Source organism: Bryobacter aggregatus MPL3 (assembly GCF_000702445.1).
Taxonomy (GTDB): Bacteria; Acidobacteriota; Terriglobia; order Bryobacterales; family Bryobacteraceae; genus Bryobacter; species Bryobacter aggregatus.
The window spans coordinates 628,662-645,024 of record NZ_JNIF01000003.1; the positions used below are offsets into that span (position 1 = coordinate 628,662).

Annotated in this window: 11 protein-coding genes; 5 read left to right on the plus strand and 6 right to left on the minus strand. The window is 60.4% G+C overall.

The features are described from left to right. Window position 1: 1 nt before the first annotated feature. Window positions 2-1,792, minus strand: a complete 1,791-nt coding sequence (locus M017_RS0103340) for a MutS-related protein (RefSeq protein WP_238325797.1) — start codon at window positions 1,790-1,792, stop codon at window positions 2-4. On the opposite strand from M017_RS0103340, the gene M017_RS0103345 reads away from it, so the two are divergent. Beyond that, the gene (locus M017_RS0103345; protein ID WP_051669473.1) at window positions 1,792-2,709 is read left to right on the plus strand and encodes an SMP-30/gluconolactonase/LRE family protein; all 918 of its coding nucleotides are present in this window, start codon (window positions 1,792-1,794) and stop codon (window positions 2,707-2,709) included. The genes M017_RS0103340 and M017_RS0103345 overlap by 1 nt on opposite strands. Here M017_RS0103345 and M017_RS0103350 read toward each other — a convergent pair. Beyond that, window positions 2,706-3,566 (minus strand): YihY/virulence factor BrkB family protein, encoded by an 861-nt coding sequence (locus tag M017_RS0103350; RefSeq protein ID WP_155121212.1) that lies wholly within the window; start codon window positions 3,564-3,566, stop codon window positions 2,706-2,708. The genes M017_RS0103345 and M017_RS0103350 overlap by 4 nt on opposite strands. Before the next feature lie 83 nt (window positions 3,567-3,649). On the opposite strand from M017_RS0103350, the gene M017_RS0103355 reads away from it, so the two are divergent. From M017_RS0103355 to M017_RS30580, 3 genes are all read left to right on the plus strand, one after another. Continuing rightward, window positions 3,650-4,252 (plus strand): tetratricopeptide repeat protein, encoded by a 603-nt coding sequence (locus tag M017_RS0103355; protein WP_031495781.1) that lies wholly within the window; start codon window positions 3,650-3,652, stop codon window positions 4,250-4,252. A gap of 12 nt (window positions 4,253-4,264) precedes the next feature. Then, a complete protein-coding gene (locus M017_RS0103360) occupies window positions 4,265-10,978 on the plus strand; it encodes a translocation/assembly module TamB domain-containing protein (protein WP_031495782.1) in 6,714 nt (2,237 codons plus the stop codon). 138 nt (window positions 10,979-11,116) lie between these two features. Beyond that, the gene (locus M017_RS30580; protein WP_202901608.1) at window positions 11,117-11,293 is read left to right on the plus strand and encodes a glycosyltransferase family A protein; all 177 of its coding nucleotides are present in this window, start codon (window positions 11,117-11,119) and stop codon (window positions 11,291-11,293) included. 142 nt (window positions 11,294-11,435) lie between these two features. On the opposite strand, the gene M017_RS0103370 is transcribed toward M017_RS30580, so the two are convergent. Beyond that, complete coding sequence (locus M017_RS0103370; RefSeq protein ID WP_051670553.1) at window positions 11,436-12,665, minus strand: ComEC/Rec2 family competence protein; 1,230 nt, start codon at window positions 12,663-12,665, stop codon at window positions 11,436-11,438. Between the two features lie 179 nt (window positions 12,666-12,844). Here M017_RS0103370 and M017_RS0103375 point away from each other — a divergent pair, with 179 nt between their 5' ends. Beyond that, on the plus strand, window positions 12,845-13,537 hold the full coding sequence (locus M017_RS0103375) for a hypothetical protein (RefSeq protein ID WP_155121213.1): 693 nt from the start codon (window positions 12,845-12,847) through the stop codon (window positions 13,535-13,537). A 3-nt stretch (window positions 13,538-13,540) separates the two neighbouring features. Here the strand turns inward: M017_RS0103375 and M017_RS0103380 are convergent, their stop codons facing one another. The 3 genes from M017_RS0103380 to argF are packed head-to-tail and all read right to left on the minus strand — an operon-like array spanning window position 13,541 to window position 16,332. Beyond that, window positions 13,541-13,981: an arginine repressor gene (locus tag M017_RS0103380; RefSeq protein ID WP_031495788.1), complete on the minus strand. Its 441-nt coding sequence runs from the start codon at window positions 13,979-13,981 to the stop codon at window positions 13,541-13,543. Then, window positions 13,978-15,363, minus strand: a complete 1,386-nt coding sequence (gene argH / locus M017_RS0103385) for an argininosuccinate lyase (RefSeq protein ID WP_031495790.1) — start codon at window positions 15,361-15,363, stop codon at window positions 13,978-13,980. The genes M017_RS0103380 and argH overlap by 4 nt, the downstream gene beginning before the upstream one ends. Window positions 15,364-15,378: 15 nt before the next feature. Further along, a complete protein-coding gene (argF, locus tag M017_RS0103390; protein ID WP_051669474.1) occupies window positions 15,379-16,332 on the minus strand; it encodes an ornithine carbamoyltransferase in 954 nt (317 codons plus the stop codon). Window positions 16,333-16,363 lie beyond the last annotated feature (31 nt).

Below are 16,363 nucleotides of genomic sequence, written 5' to 3' on the forward strand. Positions count from 1 at the left end.
TCTAGACTTCCAGCCCTACCGCCCGCATCAGCGCAATTGCGTTGCTATGCGTCACCACGCCCTCCCGCATTTTGTAGTCGAAACGCATCACTCCGTCCACTAGTTGATCTTCAAAGTGGACATTCCCCCCCGTCCCGCCCAGCTCCTCGACAATCCGCGTCAGCGCCAGATCGTGCGTACTCGTCAACCCGATCGCCCCGCGCTGCACCAGGCCACGTAGAATCGCCTCCGCGCCAATCCGCCTGTCATGTGAATTCGTCCCGCTCAGCACTTCATCGATCAAAAACAGCACCGGCCCTTCCCCGGCCTGCTGCAAAATATCTCGCAGCCGCAGAATCTCGGCATAGAAGCGCGAGGTGTTTGCCGCGAGCGAATCATGGGTCTGGATCGAAGCGCCCACCTGCAGCGACGTCAGCCGCAGACTCGTCGCCCGCACCACGCCACCGGCCTGCGCCAGCACCACATTCACGCCCACAGTCCGCATGAGAGTACTCTTGCCGGACATATTCGACCCGCTCACCACCAGGGCCTGCAACGGCTCGCCCAGACGCAAATCATTCGCCACCGCCTGGGTCCGCGGCATCAGCGGATGCGACATCCCAACGCCCTCCAAACAAACGCCCTCTGCCACCAATTCCGGAAACACATCCGATTCATTCTCATAGCGATACCCGGCAAAGGACACCAGCGCTTCCATCTCCGCCACGGCGTCCATCCAGCGCCGGAGCGCCGGTCCAGACTTCTCGCGCCACGCCTCAAGACCAATCGCCAAATGCAGATCCCACAAGATCACCGGGCCCGCCGCCTTGAGCAACACATGGTCGCGGGAATCAGCCAGATCCATCCAGCGCCGCAACTGCGCAATCCGTACCGAAGGAGGCTCCCCCTCCACCTGCATCTCCCGCTGCAAGGCCAACAACTCCGGAGCCACAAAGTTCTCCGATTCAAAACGCCGCAACACCGCCGACAACAACGCTAGCTCATGCACCGCATGTTCCGCCCCTTCGAGCACAGCGGTACTCTGCGCCCGGTAACGCAAAAAGACACTCCCGCAAATCACAACCATCGCCAGCGCAAAGATCCGCAGCCCAGGCAATGGAACCCCCACAAGCAGCGCCACGAACGCCGCAATCGCCAGCAGGCCCAGAATCGAGAGCAGCCAGAAGAGCGGACGCAAGTGGCCCACCACGAGAATGCCCGGAGCCTCGCCCCAGGCGGCCAGGGCTTCTGAATTCACTTCCGCCGCATTGCCCCCCACAATTACGGCTAGATCCTCCCGCAGATCGAGCCGGTCACTGAGCTCCCGCACCGCCTCCTGCCGCGCGACGACAACGCCGAAAGGCGCCGGCCCCAGCAACCACTGCGCGAGCTTGCTTTGGCCCATCCGTGTCCGCGCCCGGCACAGCAGTTCAAACAAACTCCCGATGCCAAACAGATCGAGATCCCGGGCATACAGATGTTCGGCAGGCAGAAACGCCTCGCCCGTCAGTCCTTTGCCCGCCCACCGTCCCGCCAGGCGCTCGAGGCCCGTCTCGTAGAATTCGATCGTCCGCCGCCAGCGGCTCCGGGCATCTTCGAGAGCCTGCATCTTCACCCCAAGAGCGAAGAGCAATAGCACACAGAACAGAACGCCCCACCACAAGCGCCAATAGACCAGCACCAGCAGCGCCGCCAGCACAAAGAGCCGAAAGTCCCCCCAGCGCCGATGCTGCGCATCGCTCTCCGCAAAGGCCTGGCGCCGTGCTTCCAATCGCTGCCGGTATTCAATTTCCGCTGTTATGATTGCACCCAATGAGATTCATTATCCTAGCTTCGCTGCTAACTGTCCTATCGGCACAAGACGTCGAGATCGCCACTACCGTCGCTTTCACCGAAGGTCCAACAGCCGACAGCCAGGGCAACATCTATTTCAGCGAGTTGATGTCTCGCCGCATCTTGAAACTCTCCCCCAACGGCACGCTCAGCACTTACCGCGAAAACAGCAACGTCGCCAACGGTCTGCTCGTCGATCCCCAGGACCGTCTCATCGCCTGCGAAGGAGCCGACTGGTCCCTCCACGGCAATCACGTCCAAGGCACACCCCGCGTCACCCGTACCGATCTCAAAACCGGCAAGCTCGAGATCCTCGCCGACAACTTCGAAGGCAAGCCCTTCGTCAGCCCGAACGATGTCACCATCGATGGCAAGGGACGGCTCTACTTCACCGACATGGGCGGCGTCGCTGTCTATCGCATCGATGCGCCCGGCAAAGTCTCCCGCCTCCTCGCCGCGCCAGACATCCAGAAGCCAAACGGCATCCAGGTTTCTCCCGACGACAAGATTCTCTATCTCATCGAGGCGAACGGCGCCGCAGGCGGCGCCCGTCTCATCCGCGCCTACGATCTCAGTCCCGAGGGCAAGCTCTCCAACATGCGGGTCCATTACAACTTCCACCAGGGCCGCAGCGCCGACGGCATGAGCATCGATACCGCGGGCAACCTCTACGCCTCCGCCGGACTCCACCGCACCCGCGGCACCAGCGAAACCCTCGACACCCAATGCGGCGTCTACGTCATCTCCCCCAGCGGCAAGCTCCTCAAGTTCATCCCGGTCCCCGAGGACACCATCACCAACAACACCTTCGGCGGTCCCGACCGCAAGACCCTCTACGTCACCGCTGGGAAAACACTTTACAAGTTCCGCACCGACATCGCAGGCCTCCCCCGCTAGCCCGCCACCAGCACCGGTCTGGGTGCATGATGCTGCACCCAGATCTTGGTCACAATCGCCCCCAAATACAAAATCTGTGACGCATAATAAACCCAAAGCAAAAAAATCACCAACGAGCCCGCGGCTCCATAAGTCGAATCAATCCCCGCCCGCCCCAGATACAACCCGATCAGATACTTCCCAAAGGTAAATAACACCGCCGTCAAAAAGGCCCCCGGCATGGTATCGCGCCAGGACACATCCACTCCCGGAATGCCTCGGATAATCAAGGCAAACAGGATCGTCCCAAGCACCAGGGAAGACACAAAATTCCAAAGCTCCAGCACCGGAGTCAGCCCGCCCACCGCCACACTCAGATGCTTCGACAAGGCCGCCAATACCGCGCTCGCCAGCAAGGACAACAGCAGAAGAAATCCAGCGCCCAGCACCAGCGCCAGAGCATAGGTCCGCCCCAAAACAAAGCCCTTGAACGTATCCTCGCCATCCCGCCCCCAGATCTTATTGAGGCTGCTTCGCAGCTCGCTCACCACCGATCCCGCGGCCCACAACAACATCAGAAAACTCAGCGCCGAGGCAAACAATCCTTCCGTGTTCTGCCGTGCACTGCTGCTGATCAACTCCTCGATTGCCGCCGCCCCCTTGGCGCCGATCAGCTCCTGCATCTGATGCGACAACTCTCCGCGCACCGCAGATTCCCCCAGAATCGCTCCGGCCACCGCAATCGCCACCACTAGCAGGGGCGCAATGGAAAGCATGCTATAAAATGCCAGCGCCGCTCCCAGGCGTGTCGCCTCGACGCGATTCCATTCCGCTAGAATTTCCATCCCAATCTGCTTGATCATCATCCAACCGACCACGAAACGCTACTATGTGTTTCCGGAGTCTCCCAATTCGTAACACTGACCTGACAATCCGGGTCCACAATGAGAAGAACGAACGTATGTTTTCCAAAATATTACAGATTGCAATCCTCAGCAGCATCGCACTCCAGGCCGCAAGTCTCGAACGGGGACGCCAACTCCTCGAAGAACGAAACTACAAGGCAGCCGAGGCCGAGCTACGCTCGGTCGTACAGGCGGAGCCGGACAACGCGGAAGCAAATCGCGCCCTGGGAATCGCGCTCTCCCACCTTGGCAAAAATGACGAAGCCATCAACCGCTTGAAGCATGCGGTCCAGATCAACGGCGACAGTGGCGCTGCTCGCATTGCGCTTGCTTCCGCACAAATCGAAGCACGGCAAACGAATGAAGCCGAAGCCTCCATCAACGAAGCGGCCAATAAGTCCGCTGACCCGGCCGATCTCGCTTATGCCCGCGGGGCGCTGCTCGCCTCGCAGAAGAAATTTAAGGAAGCCATCCCGCCGCTCGAGGAGTCGCTACGCGCCAATAACGACAACGCGATGGCCCACTATTACCTCGGCCTCGCATACAGTAATCAAAAGCGGCCCGACAAGATGATCACTCACTTCAATGAGTTCCTACGCCTTGAGCCTGACAATCCGAACGCTGCCAAAGTCCGTTCTTTCTTGAAATCAGCTCGATAAGGATTCCACCATTTGAAACTTCGGTATTTCCGCATCGCGGCGCTCTCCCTGGGGGGATTCATCATCGCGGGAATCGCGGTGTTGCACACTCCCCCCGTCAAGCGTTTCGCTCTCGCTGAGTTGCAACGGGTCCTCGCCAAGCAAGGCATCACCTTCCATGCAACAGGCTTCGACTACAATCTGCTGAGTCTCCGTGCGCGGCTGAGGGAAGTCGTGGTCACCCCCAAGGCCGACATGCCGCCCTTGCTCAAGCTCGCAGCGATCGATCTCGACGCCTCGCTCCTCGATTTGATTCGCGGCAAAATTGTCGTCCAGAATGCAGCGCTCACCAAGCCCGAAATCTACCTGCTCATCGATACCAGCGGCCACTCCAATCTGCCGGTGCTATCGAGCGAAGGAAGCTCGTCCTCGTCCCCCTCGATCCTCATCGAGTACTTGAGCATTCGCGAAGCCTCCTTCCGCTACGAAGACCGCCGGGCTGGAACCAAGCTCTTCATCCCCCAATGGCAGATGAACGTCGATGGCCACCGCCTCACGAACCGGCATACCATCTCGGCCCAGAATCTCTCGCCTGTCGATCTCACCTATGGCGGCCAGGCCTATCAGATCGATCGCCTCCAAACCACCCTCGACCTCGGCGCAAAAGACGTGAAAATCCTGGGTCTGAATCTCGACGCCCTGGGCGCCACGTTGCGCGCCTCCGGCAGCATCGAAAACTTCAACGCACCCACGCTCCATCTGCAGGCCGATGCAGACGCAAAGCTCGACCGCTTCGCCGCCCTCCTCAAGACTCGCGTCGCAGGCGAAGCGCGGGTACAAGTCCAGGCCATGGGCCCCATCGATCAGATCGCCGTCACCGGCCAACTCAGCGGCAAGAATCTGGCCTACCAGCAGTACAAAGACTTCAACCTCAACTCGGGCTTCTCTTACGACGGCACTACGAAGATTGCCGGCATCCGCGCGCTTCGCCTCGCCTCTCCCTTTGGCAACCTCAGCGCCGATGGCAAGCTTGCCACCGAGAAGGGCCAGAGCAGTCTCAACGCGAAGCTCGATAGCATCCGGCTCGACACCCTCTCGCGGCTCGCCAAGTCCCCCATCACCCTTGCCAGCCGCGCCACGGGCGCCATCACCGCACAGTGGCCCGGCTTATCCTTCGAGCGCTCCACCACCACCGCGCAGTTCCACCTTCACCCCACGCAAGCGCCCGCCAAGAATACGCTCCCGGTCGCAGGCACTCTCGACGCCCGCCTGCGGGACGGCAATGGCGCCATCCAACTCCAGAACATCGATGCTCTGGGCACCGCCCTCGAGGGTCAGATCCAGCTCCACCAGCAACAGCTCAGCGGCAGTATCGAGATCAGCGCCCAGAATCTCTCGCAGTCTGCTGCCGCAGCAGCCACAATCTTTGCATCGAAGCTCCCGCCCATCGCAGGCCAGGCCGAAGCGAAGATCACTCTCGCCGGAACGCTGTCCAGGCCCGAAGCCCAGCTCCAGCTCGAAGCGGCTCCCGTCACCGTCGGCACTCTCGCAATCGAAGGCGCCGCGCTCGATGCCAATTACACCGCGGACCGCGTTGAGATCGTCTCTTCCTCTGTCCGCTGGAAAGGCCAGTCCCTCAATGCCACCGGCACCATCGGCCTCGACCGCGCGGCAAAACTCAACCTCAAGCTCCACCTCGACGAAGCTTCGATCTCCGACCTGCTGACTGGCATCGAACACCGCGACATCCCTGCCAGCGGCCGCATCCAGCTCGACGCCAGCATCACCGGCACCACCAAAAAGCCGGAAGCCCAAGCCCATCTCCGCGGAAAGGATCTCGTCGCCTATTCGCAACCCTTCGGAGCCCTCACCGCAGACCTCACCCTCTCCCCCGCACAACTCTTTGAAGCCCAAATCGCTCTCGCAAAAGCTCCCAGCGAAACCCTGAACGCGCAGCTCAGTTACGATCTCGATTCCGATGCAATCCGTGCGGACATCCAGTCCACACCGCTCCAGCTCACCACGCTCGACATCCCCCAGTTCGGCCGCGTCACCGGCGCAATCTCACTCAACGCAAAAAGCACCGGCAGCAGCAAAGATCCTCACATCGAAGCCAGTCTCGACACCCGCAACCTGATCGCCGCCAACAACAAAATCGGCGCCCTCAGCACAAGCTTCCAATACGCGGCAAACGACCTCGCCGCCACCCTCTCCGCGCCGCTCCAGCACCTCAACGTCCAAGGCCACATCGCCACCCAGGAGCCCTACGCCTTCCAGGCGCAGGCCAAGGCACAGGACACCGATCTCAACAGCCTGCCCCTACCGGCCGATTTCCCTGCCACCGGACAGTTCTCCTTTGCGCTCTCCGCCAAAGGCAACGCATCGGATCTGCGCTCGATCGACGCCACATTGCTCGCCTCGCGCCTCGACCTCCGCGTCAAGGACCAACCCATCTCGCTCGATTCCCCACTGGACGCCCGGCTGGCTGGCAACCTCGTCACCATCCACTCGGCGGCGCTCCGGGCTCCCGGAGCGACACTGCGGCTGGAAGGTTCCATCCCGGTCGATACAACCACCGGCATCAGTTCACTCCATGTCGATGCAAGAGCAGACCTCGCCGAGCTCTCGAAACTCCTCCACGTGACAGCCTCCGGCACCGCCTCCATCCAAGGCCTCATCACCGGCAACCTCCAGGCGATTGATCCAAAGCTCGAAGTGAAGCTCGACCAAGTCAACTACGAACAGCTCACCAACGCAAACCTCCTGGCCACGGCCGCGAACGGCGTCTTCAAGATCCAGTCCCTCAACGCAACCGCGCTCAGCGCCGCCATCACGGGCTCAGGTGATATCCCCTTTGCCCTGCTGCCGCCCGAAGTCCCACTCGTCCGCAGCACCGCCATCGCTCCCGCCGCGCTTGAGCTCTCCGTCAGGAATCTCGATCTATCCAAGCTCCCAAACGTACCGGAAGAACTCAAGGGCAGAGTCTCGGCCACACTCGATGCCAGCGCCACCCGCGCGAGCCTCGACGCTGTAGAAGCCCGCCTCACCGTCAACACCTTCAACGTCGATTACAACCAGGTCCACATCGAGCAGGACGGCCTCTCCTCCATCCGCTATGCCAACGGCGTCGCCACCGTCGAAAAGCTCGCCATCAAAGGCCCGCAAACCCAACTCGCCCTCACCGGTTCGGCCAGCGAGAAACGCATCGACGCAAAGCTCAGCGGCAGCACCGACATCTCGCTGCTCACGCTCTTCTCCTCAGACCTGCGCTCGCGCGGCGCCTCCAGCATCGAGATCACCGCAACAGGCACACCGGCCAATCCCCAAGTCTCCGGCTTCTTCGAATTGAAAGACGGCGAGATCGCATTCCCCTCTCCCCGTATCGCCGCCGAAAATCTCAACGCCCGCCTCGACCTCACCAACAACCAACTCGTCGTCTCCTCGCTCAAAGGCGACTTGAACGGCGGCACGCTCAGCGGCGGAGGCGCTCTCGGCTGGACCAACGGCCAGCTCAGCGGCGAAGGCCTCACCCTCTCCACCCGCAACGTCTATCTCGATTTCCCCGCTGACCTCAAGACCGTCTCCAATCTCGATCTCAAACTGGCCCCCGTGCGCGACCGTACCCTCGTCTCCGGCAAGGTCAGCATCAGCGAGGGCTCCTACACAGACACCCTGAATCTCGAAGGCGGCATCTTCAACGTCGTCAATCGCACGCCCGAGCTCGACCTCACCAACGAACGGAGTGCCTTCCTCTCCAAGCTCGACTACAACATCGGCGTCAAGACCGTTGAGCCCATCGTCATCGATAACAACCTCGCCAAGGTCGAGATGGAAGTCGACGCCCGCGTTGTTGGCAATTACTATAGCCCCGGCCTCACTGGCCGTCTGCAACTGGGCGAAGGCGGCGAGCTCTATCTGAACGAGCGCAAGTACCTCGTCGATCGCGGCATCATCACCTTCGTCAACGAGCAGCGCATTGAGCCGGTCTTTGATCTCTCCGCCAAGACCAGCGCCGCCGGCTACGACATCACCCTCGGCGTGCAAGGCAGCGAGCGCGAGCGCACCACCACCCTCACCTCAGATCCACCTCTCGGCGAACCCGACATCGCCTCGGTCCTCCTCACCGGCCGCACCCTCGACCGTCTCCAGGGCGACGAGACCAGCATCGCCAAGGAGCAGGTTCTCTCTTACCTCACCGGCCGCGTCGGCAACTCACTCGGGCAGGAACTCCAGCGGGCCACCGGCCTCTCGCAGGTGCGCATCGAACCGGGCCTCATCGCCAACGAATCCGATCCCAGCGCCCGCCTCACCCTCGGCCAGAATCTCACCCGCCAGTTGAGCCTCGTCTATTCGATGAACCTCATCAACAGCGGCGACCAGCTCATCGTCGGGCAGTACGATTTCGACAAACGCTTCCGCACCCGGGCCCTCAAGCAGAGCGACAACAGCTACCGCTTCGACTTCAGCCGCACCCAGGAGTTCGGTGGCATCGCCCCCCCGCCCAGAACCAGCTCTGAGCGCGAAAAGCGCACCATTGGCAAAGTCGGTCTCGATCACGACAGCCTCTTCACCGACGAACAGATCCGCAAATGGTTAAACGCCCGCGAAGGCAAGCGCTACGACTTCTTCAAAATCCGCAAAGGCCTCGACAAGATCGAAAAGAAGTATGCCGGCGAAGGCCTGCTTGAATCCCGCGTTCGTCTCAAGCGCACCATGCACGATCACATCGTCGATGTCGATGTCGAGATCACGCCCGGCCCCAAAGTCGATTTCATCTACGAAGGCTACAGCCCTTCCCGCAGCATCAAAAACAAAATCCGCGACCTCTGGCAGTCCGGCGTTTTTGACATCCAGCGAACCGCCGAGGCGAGCGAGCAAATCCGCAAGGATCTGCTGAACGATCGTTACGTCGAAGCCAGTGTCGATGTCTCCGTCGACAGCTCCGACCCGGACCACAAGCGCGTCACCTTCGATGTCCAGAAGGGAACCCGCTTTGATTCCTACAAAATCGTCTTTGCCGGCGCCACCAAGATTGAAGAGCACGAGCTCCGCCGCATCATCAAGGAGCAAAAGCTCGAGAACGACGCGATCACCGCACCCAAGCACATCATCGAGCTCGTCACCCGTTATTACCAGGAGCAAGGCTATCTCGATGCCAAGCTCGCCAAGCCCGAGCTCATTCTCAAGGACCGCACCGCGCAATCCGTCTTCCCCGTATCGGAGGGCCCGCTCTATCAGGTCCAGCACCTTGATTTCGAAGGCAATCAGGTCTACACCAAAGACGAACTTAAAAAGGTCTCCATTCTTGAGGAAGGCCATCTGTACAGCCCGGAGTTCCGCCAGCTCACCACAGACAATCTACGCGGCCTCTACGGCAGAAAAGGCTACAACGACGCCGAAATCGGCTACCAGTTGGAACGGCTCCCGCAGCAACCGGGCCAGCTCCGCGTGCTCTTCCACATCGCGGAAGGCAAGCAGACCATCGTCAACCGCATCCAAGTCACCGGCAACGACGAAACCAGCCGCAACTTTGTCCGCAAGCAGATTCTCCTCAAGCGTGGCGAGCCGCTCAACATGCAGGCGCTCACCGATTCGCGCCGCAACCTATACAAGACCGGCGCCTTCTCGCTTGTTGACATTGACCGCGCCCCGCTCTCTGGCAGCGCCAACCAGCAGCTCGTCAACCTCAATATCAACGTCCGCGAACTGCGCCCCTTCCTGCTCAGCTACGGTGGCTACTACGATACAGAACGCGGCCCAGGCGGCATCGTCGACATCGCCAACCGCAACAGCCTCGGCATGGCCCGTGTCGTCGGCATGCGCGTCCGCTACGATAGCGATCTGCAGGAAGGCCGTCTCTATTTCTCACAGCCCTTCCTCCGTCAGTTCCCGCTCCGCACCACCGTCTCCAGCTATCTGCGCCGCGAAATTCATGAGGATTTTAAGACCGATCGCATTGGCTTTTCCGTCCAGCAGGAAGCGCGCTTCCGCAAGGTCTGGGTCTTCAACTACGGCTATCGCATGGAGAACACGCACACCTACGAGAGCGGCCCTGATCCTCTCTTCGACACCCGTCTCCGTGTCGCGCCCTTCACCTCTTCGCTCAGCCGCGACACCCGTGACGACGTTCTCGACGCCACCAAGGGCCAGTTCACCTCCCACGCCGTCGACTTCGCACCCACCTGGTCCGGCAGCCAGTTGAACTTCGTAAAGTACTTCGGCCAATACTTCAAGTACATCTCCCTCGACAAACCCAAGCCCACCCCCATGCAGAACGGCGCAAAGAAATCCCGCCTGGTCTTTGCCACCGGCATCCGCATTGGTCTGGCCACCGGACTCAATGGGCAGGATCTCATCGTCGGCCGCAGTTCCACCGGGCAAGTCGGCCTCGGAGAACGCTTCTTCGCCGGAGGGGGAACGACCGTCCGCGGCTTCGCGCAGGACGGCATTGGACCCAGACTCTTTGATGGCGTCTCGCCCGCCGGTGGCGATGCCATGATCATTCTGAATAACGAAATCCGTTCGCCGCTCTATAAGATCTTCGACGGCGTCGCCTTCGTCGACATGGGCAACTTATACGATCAGGCCTCAGACTTCCGGCCCTGGCAATTGCGCAAGGCCGCCGGTCTCGGCATCCGCATCCGCACGCCGTACTTCCTGCTCCGTTTCGATTACGGCATCAAGCTCGACCGCCGCCCCGGCGAACCACTGGGCCGCCCCTTCTTCAGCATCGGCCAGGCCTTCTAGCTCTAAGCCACATGTGACACTAGAGGCGGCAGACACTGTATGTTGATCAGCGTCATCATCCCCGCGTTCAATGAGGAGTCCTATCTTCCGGCAACCTGATCCTGCCTTGGCGATGCCATCTCTGTTTGTAGTTGCACAGTGGAGCTGATCGTTGTCGACAATGCGAGCGCTGATCGCACCAGGGAGGTCGCCCTCTCCTTCGGAGCAACTGTCATCCACGAGGCCGTTCACCACATTGCAAGGGTTCGAAACGCCGGAGCAAGCGCTGCGCATGGCGATGTGTTGGCCTTCGTTGACGCCGCGTTTTCTGGATGATGTCAAGGTGGTCCCCTCGCCCCGCCGTTTCGACCTCACCCCCACATGGCGCACATTGATCTGGACGAATCCCGTGTTCATTGCGCTGTTCCGAAAGAGACATTCGACCTGGACAGCCTGGTACGTCAAAACTCCGCGTTAGCTAGCGGCTCACATACGGTCCATGAACCGCAGTCACCTTCATGCTCTCGGAGCTGTCATCGAGAATCACCACGCGGAAGCTGTCTCCGCCCGGCGCCACACGAATCAGAATATGTCCCTGCGAACTCTGCAAGCGGTCCAGCAGCGGACCAATCACTGCCCGGTTCGCAGCGGACATGTTCGTGGCAAAGACATCACGCGGCCCGGGATAAATCCGCGTCGAGTAGATCCGGTCAAGCACATCATGCCCCGGATGATCGGCAGACCAAACCGGATCGATCAGCACTTGCGGCCGCACCCCGGCCAGATAGCCTGCCGTCATCGAATCACGGTTCCCATGATGATTCAGCACCACGGCTTCGAGCGGCCCCACTGCCTTTGCCACGGCCTGCTCCATGTCTTCCCAGGCAAATCCCCCTTCGCGCACCTTCCCCGGAATATCGCCAAAGCTGCCGTAATCGAATTTTCCATAACTCAACCGGAAGCCCAGGCTGCACTGGTTCTCCACCGGATAGTCCGCGGGCTGCAAGTCTTCGAGCCGCGGGAACTGCTGCCGCGTCGTATCCGCCACGCCGGTCCAAACCTCGGTGTTCACCAGGACATTCCGGATCTCAAAATTCGGATACTTCGCCGCATTCCGCTGCAGCACCACTTGGTCCTTCCGGCCCGCCACAAAACGTTCCGCCTGCAATCCCCGGTTCGCCGCCTGCCACTTCACAAAGGCCCGGTAGTTCTCCACCATCGCGTCCCGCAACGGCGTTGGATACGCATAGTCGGGCCACCCCCGGTCCAACAGCTTGCGAATCGGAACCGCCTCGCCTACCTCCGTAATTCCGGTCAGCAGATAGCCGCCCTTCCCCACCTTCGAATTGGGGAAAGGATAGCCCATATGGTCATCGTGGAAATGGGTCAAAAGCGCGTAGTCGAGCACAGGCTCCCCGCGAAACGCCAGCACGCGTTTGACATAGCGGGCGATCCAATCCCCCGGCGTGCGGCTCGCATCTGGCCGTGCCGGGAGCACGCGGGGTGACTCCGGCCTCGACCCTGCCCCCGCATCCAGCAGCAGCGAGGTCCCATCGGGCAACACAAAGAGTGTGGAATTTCCCTTGCCCGTATTGATCTGGTGGATATCCAGAACGCCCTCGCTCCAGGGAGGAAGCACGCTCCCCACCTCCTGCGCCGGCAGCAACGAGCCACCCAACAAGCCAGTCAAGACAATCCAACGGATCATGCGCACCATGATCGCGCAAGCCGGTCACAGAAAAATGAAATTTATTTTGAGCCCCTAACCCGCTGATTCCAAAAAGCACCATCCCCAAGAGCACACAGAAAGCCCCACAAGCTCCTGCTACCGTGATCTCGAGGAAGCCAATCGCGCCTCCGACCAGCAACCCCATCGAGGAGGCCCGCATGGCCACCGAAAAGCAAGTCCTCGCCAACCAGGCGAACGCAAAGAAATCCACTGGCCCCAAATCGAACGCAGGCAAAGCAAAATCGTCCTGCAACTCCCTCGGCCACGGGCTCAGCGCCCTCCCGTCCACTCTCTTTGCCACCAACCCCGAAGCTGAGCAATCCTACAAAACCGGCACCTTAAAGCTCCGTCGCGACTGCCAACCCGATTCCGAACTCGAAGAGACGGCTTTCCAGCGCTACGCCTGGGCCACCTTCCAAGCCAAGCGAGCCCGGCAAATGGAAAGCCTCACCCAGGACCGCTGGCTCGAATCCCCCGACGACGCCCAACGCTTCTCCCAAATGGAACGAACCCAAAAGATGGCCGCAGCCTATGAACGGCGCGCCGGCAAAGCCCTGCAAGAACTGCGGCTGCTCCAGAAAGACCGTTTTGCCGCCTACGAAGTCCAGGCTGAACACTGCGCCATGGGGCGCGACGTCCCGATTCCTAAAACACTCCCCGTCGCCCAACTCCGCACGATGAATCTGCAACGAACGAACCCAAACTACCTCGCGCAATTCCTGCTCTACCAGACAGACGAGGTCAAAGACACCGCCAAACAAATGCTGGACGAAGCCAAAGTGAACCCACTGGCCAGCCTGACGCCGGAACAACTCAGAAAGCTCGCCCGCGACATCGGCCTCAGCACCTGAAACTCAGCTCGTCGCGTGTCCAAACACCGGCCGCTGCAGTTCCTCGGCAAACTCGCGTGCCTTCGCCGCGTCCGCCATCGCGACAAAAATCGTATCGTCGCCCGCGATGGTGCCCAGCACATTCGGCCACTCTTCCGTATCGAGGGCAATCGCGAGCGACATCGCATGCCCCGGTGAGGTCTTCACCACCACCAGGTTCTGCGCCGCCACGGCGGAGGTCATAAACTCGCGCGCCATCGACAAAAATCGCGGAGTCGTCCCACCGATCTCCGCGTAGCCCTGCGCTGTTTTTACCAATCCCAATTCGCGAACGTCGCGAGAGAGCGTCACTTGCGTCGTCTCGATCCCCCGCGACTTCAACAGTGACGCCAGCTGTTCCTGCGTCGAAATTTCGCCCTCGCGAATCAGCTTCAGAATCTGTTGATGGCGTTCGCTTTTATTCATAAGCTCTCGATGCGTTCGAGCGCCTCTCGCAAGGCCTTGGCCACACTCGCCGGCGCCGTGCCCCCGGGCACCGCACGCGTCTGCATGCCATGGCGCGGGTCGCGCAGTACATCGACAAAGTCCGGCGTAAACCGCGCATCAAAGGCCTGCAACTCGGCAGCCGTAAACTCCGCCGGATTCTTGCCCGTCTTGATCCCATGCAATACCAGACGGCCCGCCACCTGATGCGACTGATGGAACGGCAGTCCCGCACGCGACAGCGCCTCGGCGATATCGGTCGCCACCACCCACGATTCCGCACAAGCCTTCTCCGGAATCTCCGGCCGCAGCACCACCTGCTGCGCCACAATCGCCGCCATCTGCAGACAACCAATCGTCTGTTCGGCAACTTCGAACAGCGGCTCCTTGTCTTCCTGCATATCGCGATTGTAGGTCAGTGGCAAGCCCTTCATCGTCACAAACAAAGCCGAATAGGCGCCAAACACGCGGCCACACTTGCCGCGGATCAACTCAAGCGAATCGGGATTCTTCTTCTGCGGCATCAAACTCGAACCTGAAGTCACCCCGTCACTCAACTCGAGCCAACCGAACTCCTCGCTCGAATACAGAATCCAATCCTCGGAAAGGCGCGACAAATGCAGCATCACCAGGTTCGCTGCATGCATGTAGTCCAGTGCAAAATCGCGGTCCGCCGAAACATCCATCGAGTTCCGCGTGATGCTCGCAAACTGCAAATCCTTCGCAATCGCCTCGCGATCAAAAGGAAACGCACTGCCAGCCAGCGCGCCACTGCCCAGCGGCAGCACATTCGTGCGCGCATGCGCCTGCCGCAGACGTTCCACGTCACGGGCAAACATCTCAAAGTAGGCCAGCAGATAATGCGGCCACAACACGGCCTGCGCCCGGCGCAAATGTGTGTAGCCCGGCACCACGGCCTGCGGATACTTCTGCGCCAGTACAAGCAAGGCCCGCATCAAGCCCAGCGTCGCCTCGATCGTCGATTCAATCGAAGCCCGCAGCCAAAGCCGCGTATCGAGCGACACCTGTTCATTGCGGCTCCGGCCCGTATGAATCTTATCGGCAACCGCGCCAGCCTTTTCCTTCAGCTTGCGGATCACAAACGAGTGCACATCCTCGTCCGTGGCCCCGGCAAAATACGCCGCGTCTTGCCCCTCTTCCCGAATCGCCTCAAAACTCGCAACAATCGTTGCCCGCTCCTCGGCGCTCAGAATCCCGACACTCTCAAGCGCCCGCGCAAAGGCCTGCGAACCCGTGATGTCGACATCGAAAAGTCGCTTGTCAAAGTGCAGCGACTCACTGAATTTTTCAAAAAACTTGTCCTGGCCGCCTTCAAAGCGGCCCCCGTAAAGCTTCTCTTGCATTTGCTTCGATTACCCCTAGGCCAGCAGCATCAGCAGCAGCGCCTTCTGCGCATGCAGCCGGTTTTCTGCCTGGTCAAACACGAGCGATTGTGGCGATTCGATCACCGCATCCGTCACTTCCTGCTCCCGCTTGGCTGGCAGGCAATGCAGGAAAACCGAATCCTTCGCGGCCGCACTCATCAAGCCCGCATTCACCTGGAACGGAGCAAAAGTCTTCTTGCGATCCTCAGCTTCGCTCTCCTGGCCCATGCTCGTCCAAACGTCGGTATACACCACCTGCGAGTTCCGCACACCATCCACGGCCTCGTTCGTCACGCTCACCGCACCGCCGCTTTGCTGCGCGAATGCCGCGGCTTGCGCCAACACCTGAGCATTCGGTTCGTAGCCCTCCGGACAAGCGACACAAACATGCATTCCCAGCCGCGCGCCATTCAGCAGCAGCGAATGCGCCACATTGTTCCCATCGCCGACAAAGCAAAGCTTCACGCCGGCAAGAGCGCCAAAGTGTTCTTCAATCGTCTGCAAATCGGCAAAGCTCTGGCAGGGATGATACAGGTCGCTCAGCGCATTGATCACCGGCACGCTCGACCATTCGGCCAGCTCTTCAATCGTCTGCTGCGTAAAGGTCCGCGCGACAATCGCATTCGTCCAGCGGTCCAGATTCCGCGCAATATCCTTCACCGGTTCGCGATCCCCGATCAGTCCGATCGAGGCGACAGCGTCGCCGCCCAACTGCTTGATCGCCAATTCAAAGGTCAGCCGCGTGCGCAGCGAAGGCTTCTCAAACAGCAGGCTCAAATAGCGATAGCGCAGCGCAGTCGCATAGCGTGTCGGGTTCTGCTTCACATCAGTGGCAAGGTCAAGAAGATGACGCAATTCCGCGCCTGTGATCGACAGGTCGGAGGTCAAATCACCGGACGCAATGGTCTGCGTTTTCGGGAAAGAATCGGAAGCAAGTGCAGCGGACATGACTGTATTTTTATTCACCCAACATGAATAA

Bases quoted from the DNA above. Each gene is read 5' to 3' on its own strand.
- M017_RS0103345 (WP_051669473.1), top strand. From the start codon at position 1,792: ATGAGATTCATTATCCTAGCTTCGCTGCTAACTGTCCTATCGGCACAA.
- M017_RS0103355 (WP_031495781.1), top strand. From the start codon at position 3,650: ATGTTTTCCAAAATATTACAGATTGCAATCCTCAGCAGCATCGCACTC.
- M017_RS0103370 (WP_051670553.1), bottom strand. From the start codon at position 12,665: ATGATCCGTTGGATTGTCTTGACTGGCTTGTTGGGTGGCTCGTTGCTG.
- M017_RS0103375 (WP_155121213.1), top strand. From the start codon at position 12,845: ATGGCCACCGAAAAGCAAGTCCTCGCCAACCAGGCGAACGCAAAGAAA.
- M017_RS0103380 (WP_031495788.1), bottom strand. From the start codon at position 13,981: ATGAATAAAAGCGAACGCCATCAACAGATTCTGAAGCTGATTCGCGAG.
- argH (WP_031495790.1), bottom strand. From the start codon at position 15,363: ATGCAAGAGAAGCTTTACGGGGGCCGCTTTGAAGGCGGCCAGGACAAG.
- argF (WP_051669474.1), bottom strand. From the start codon at position 16,332: ATGTCCGCTGCACTTGCTTCCGATTCTTTCCCGAAAACGCAGACCATT.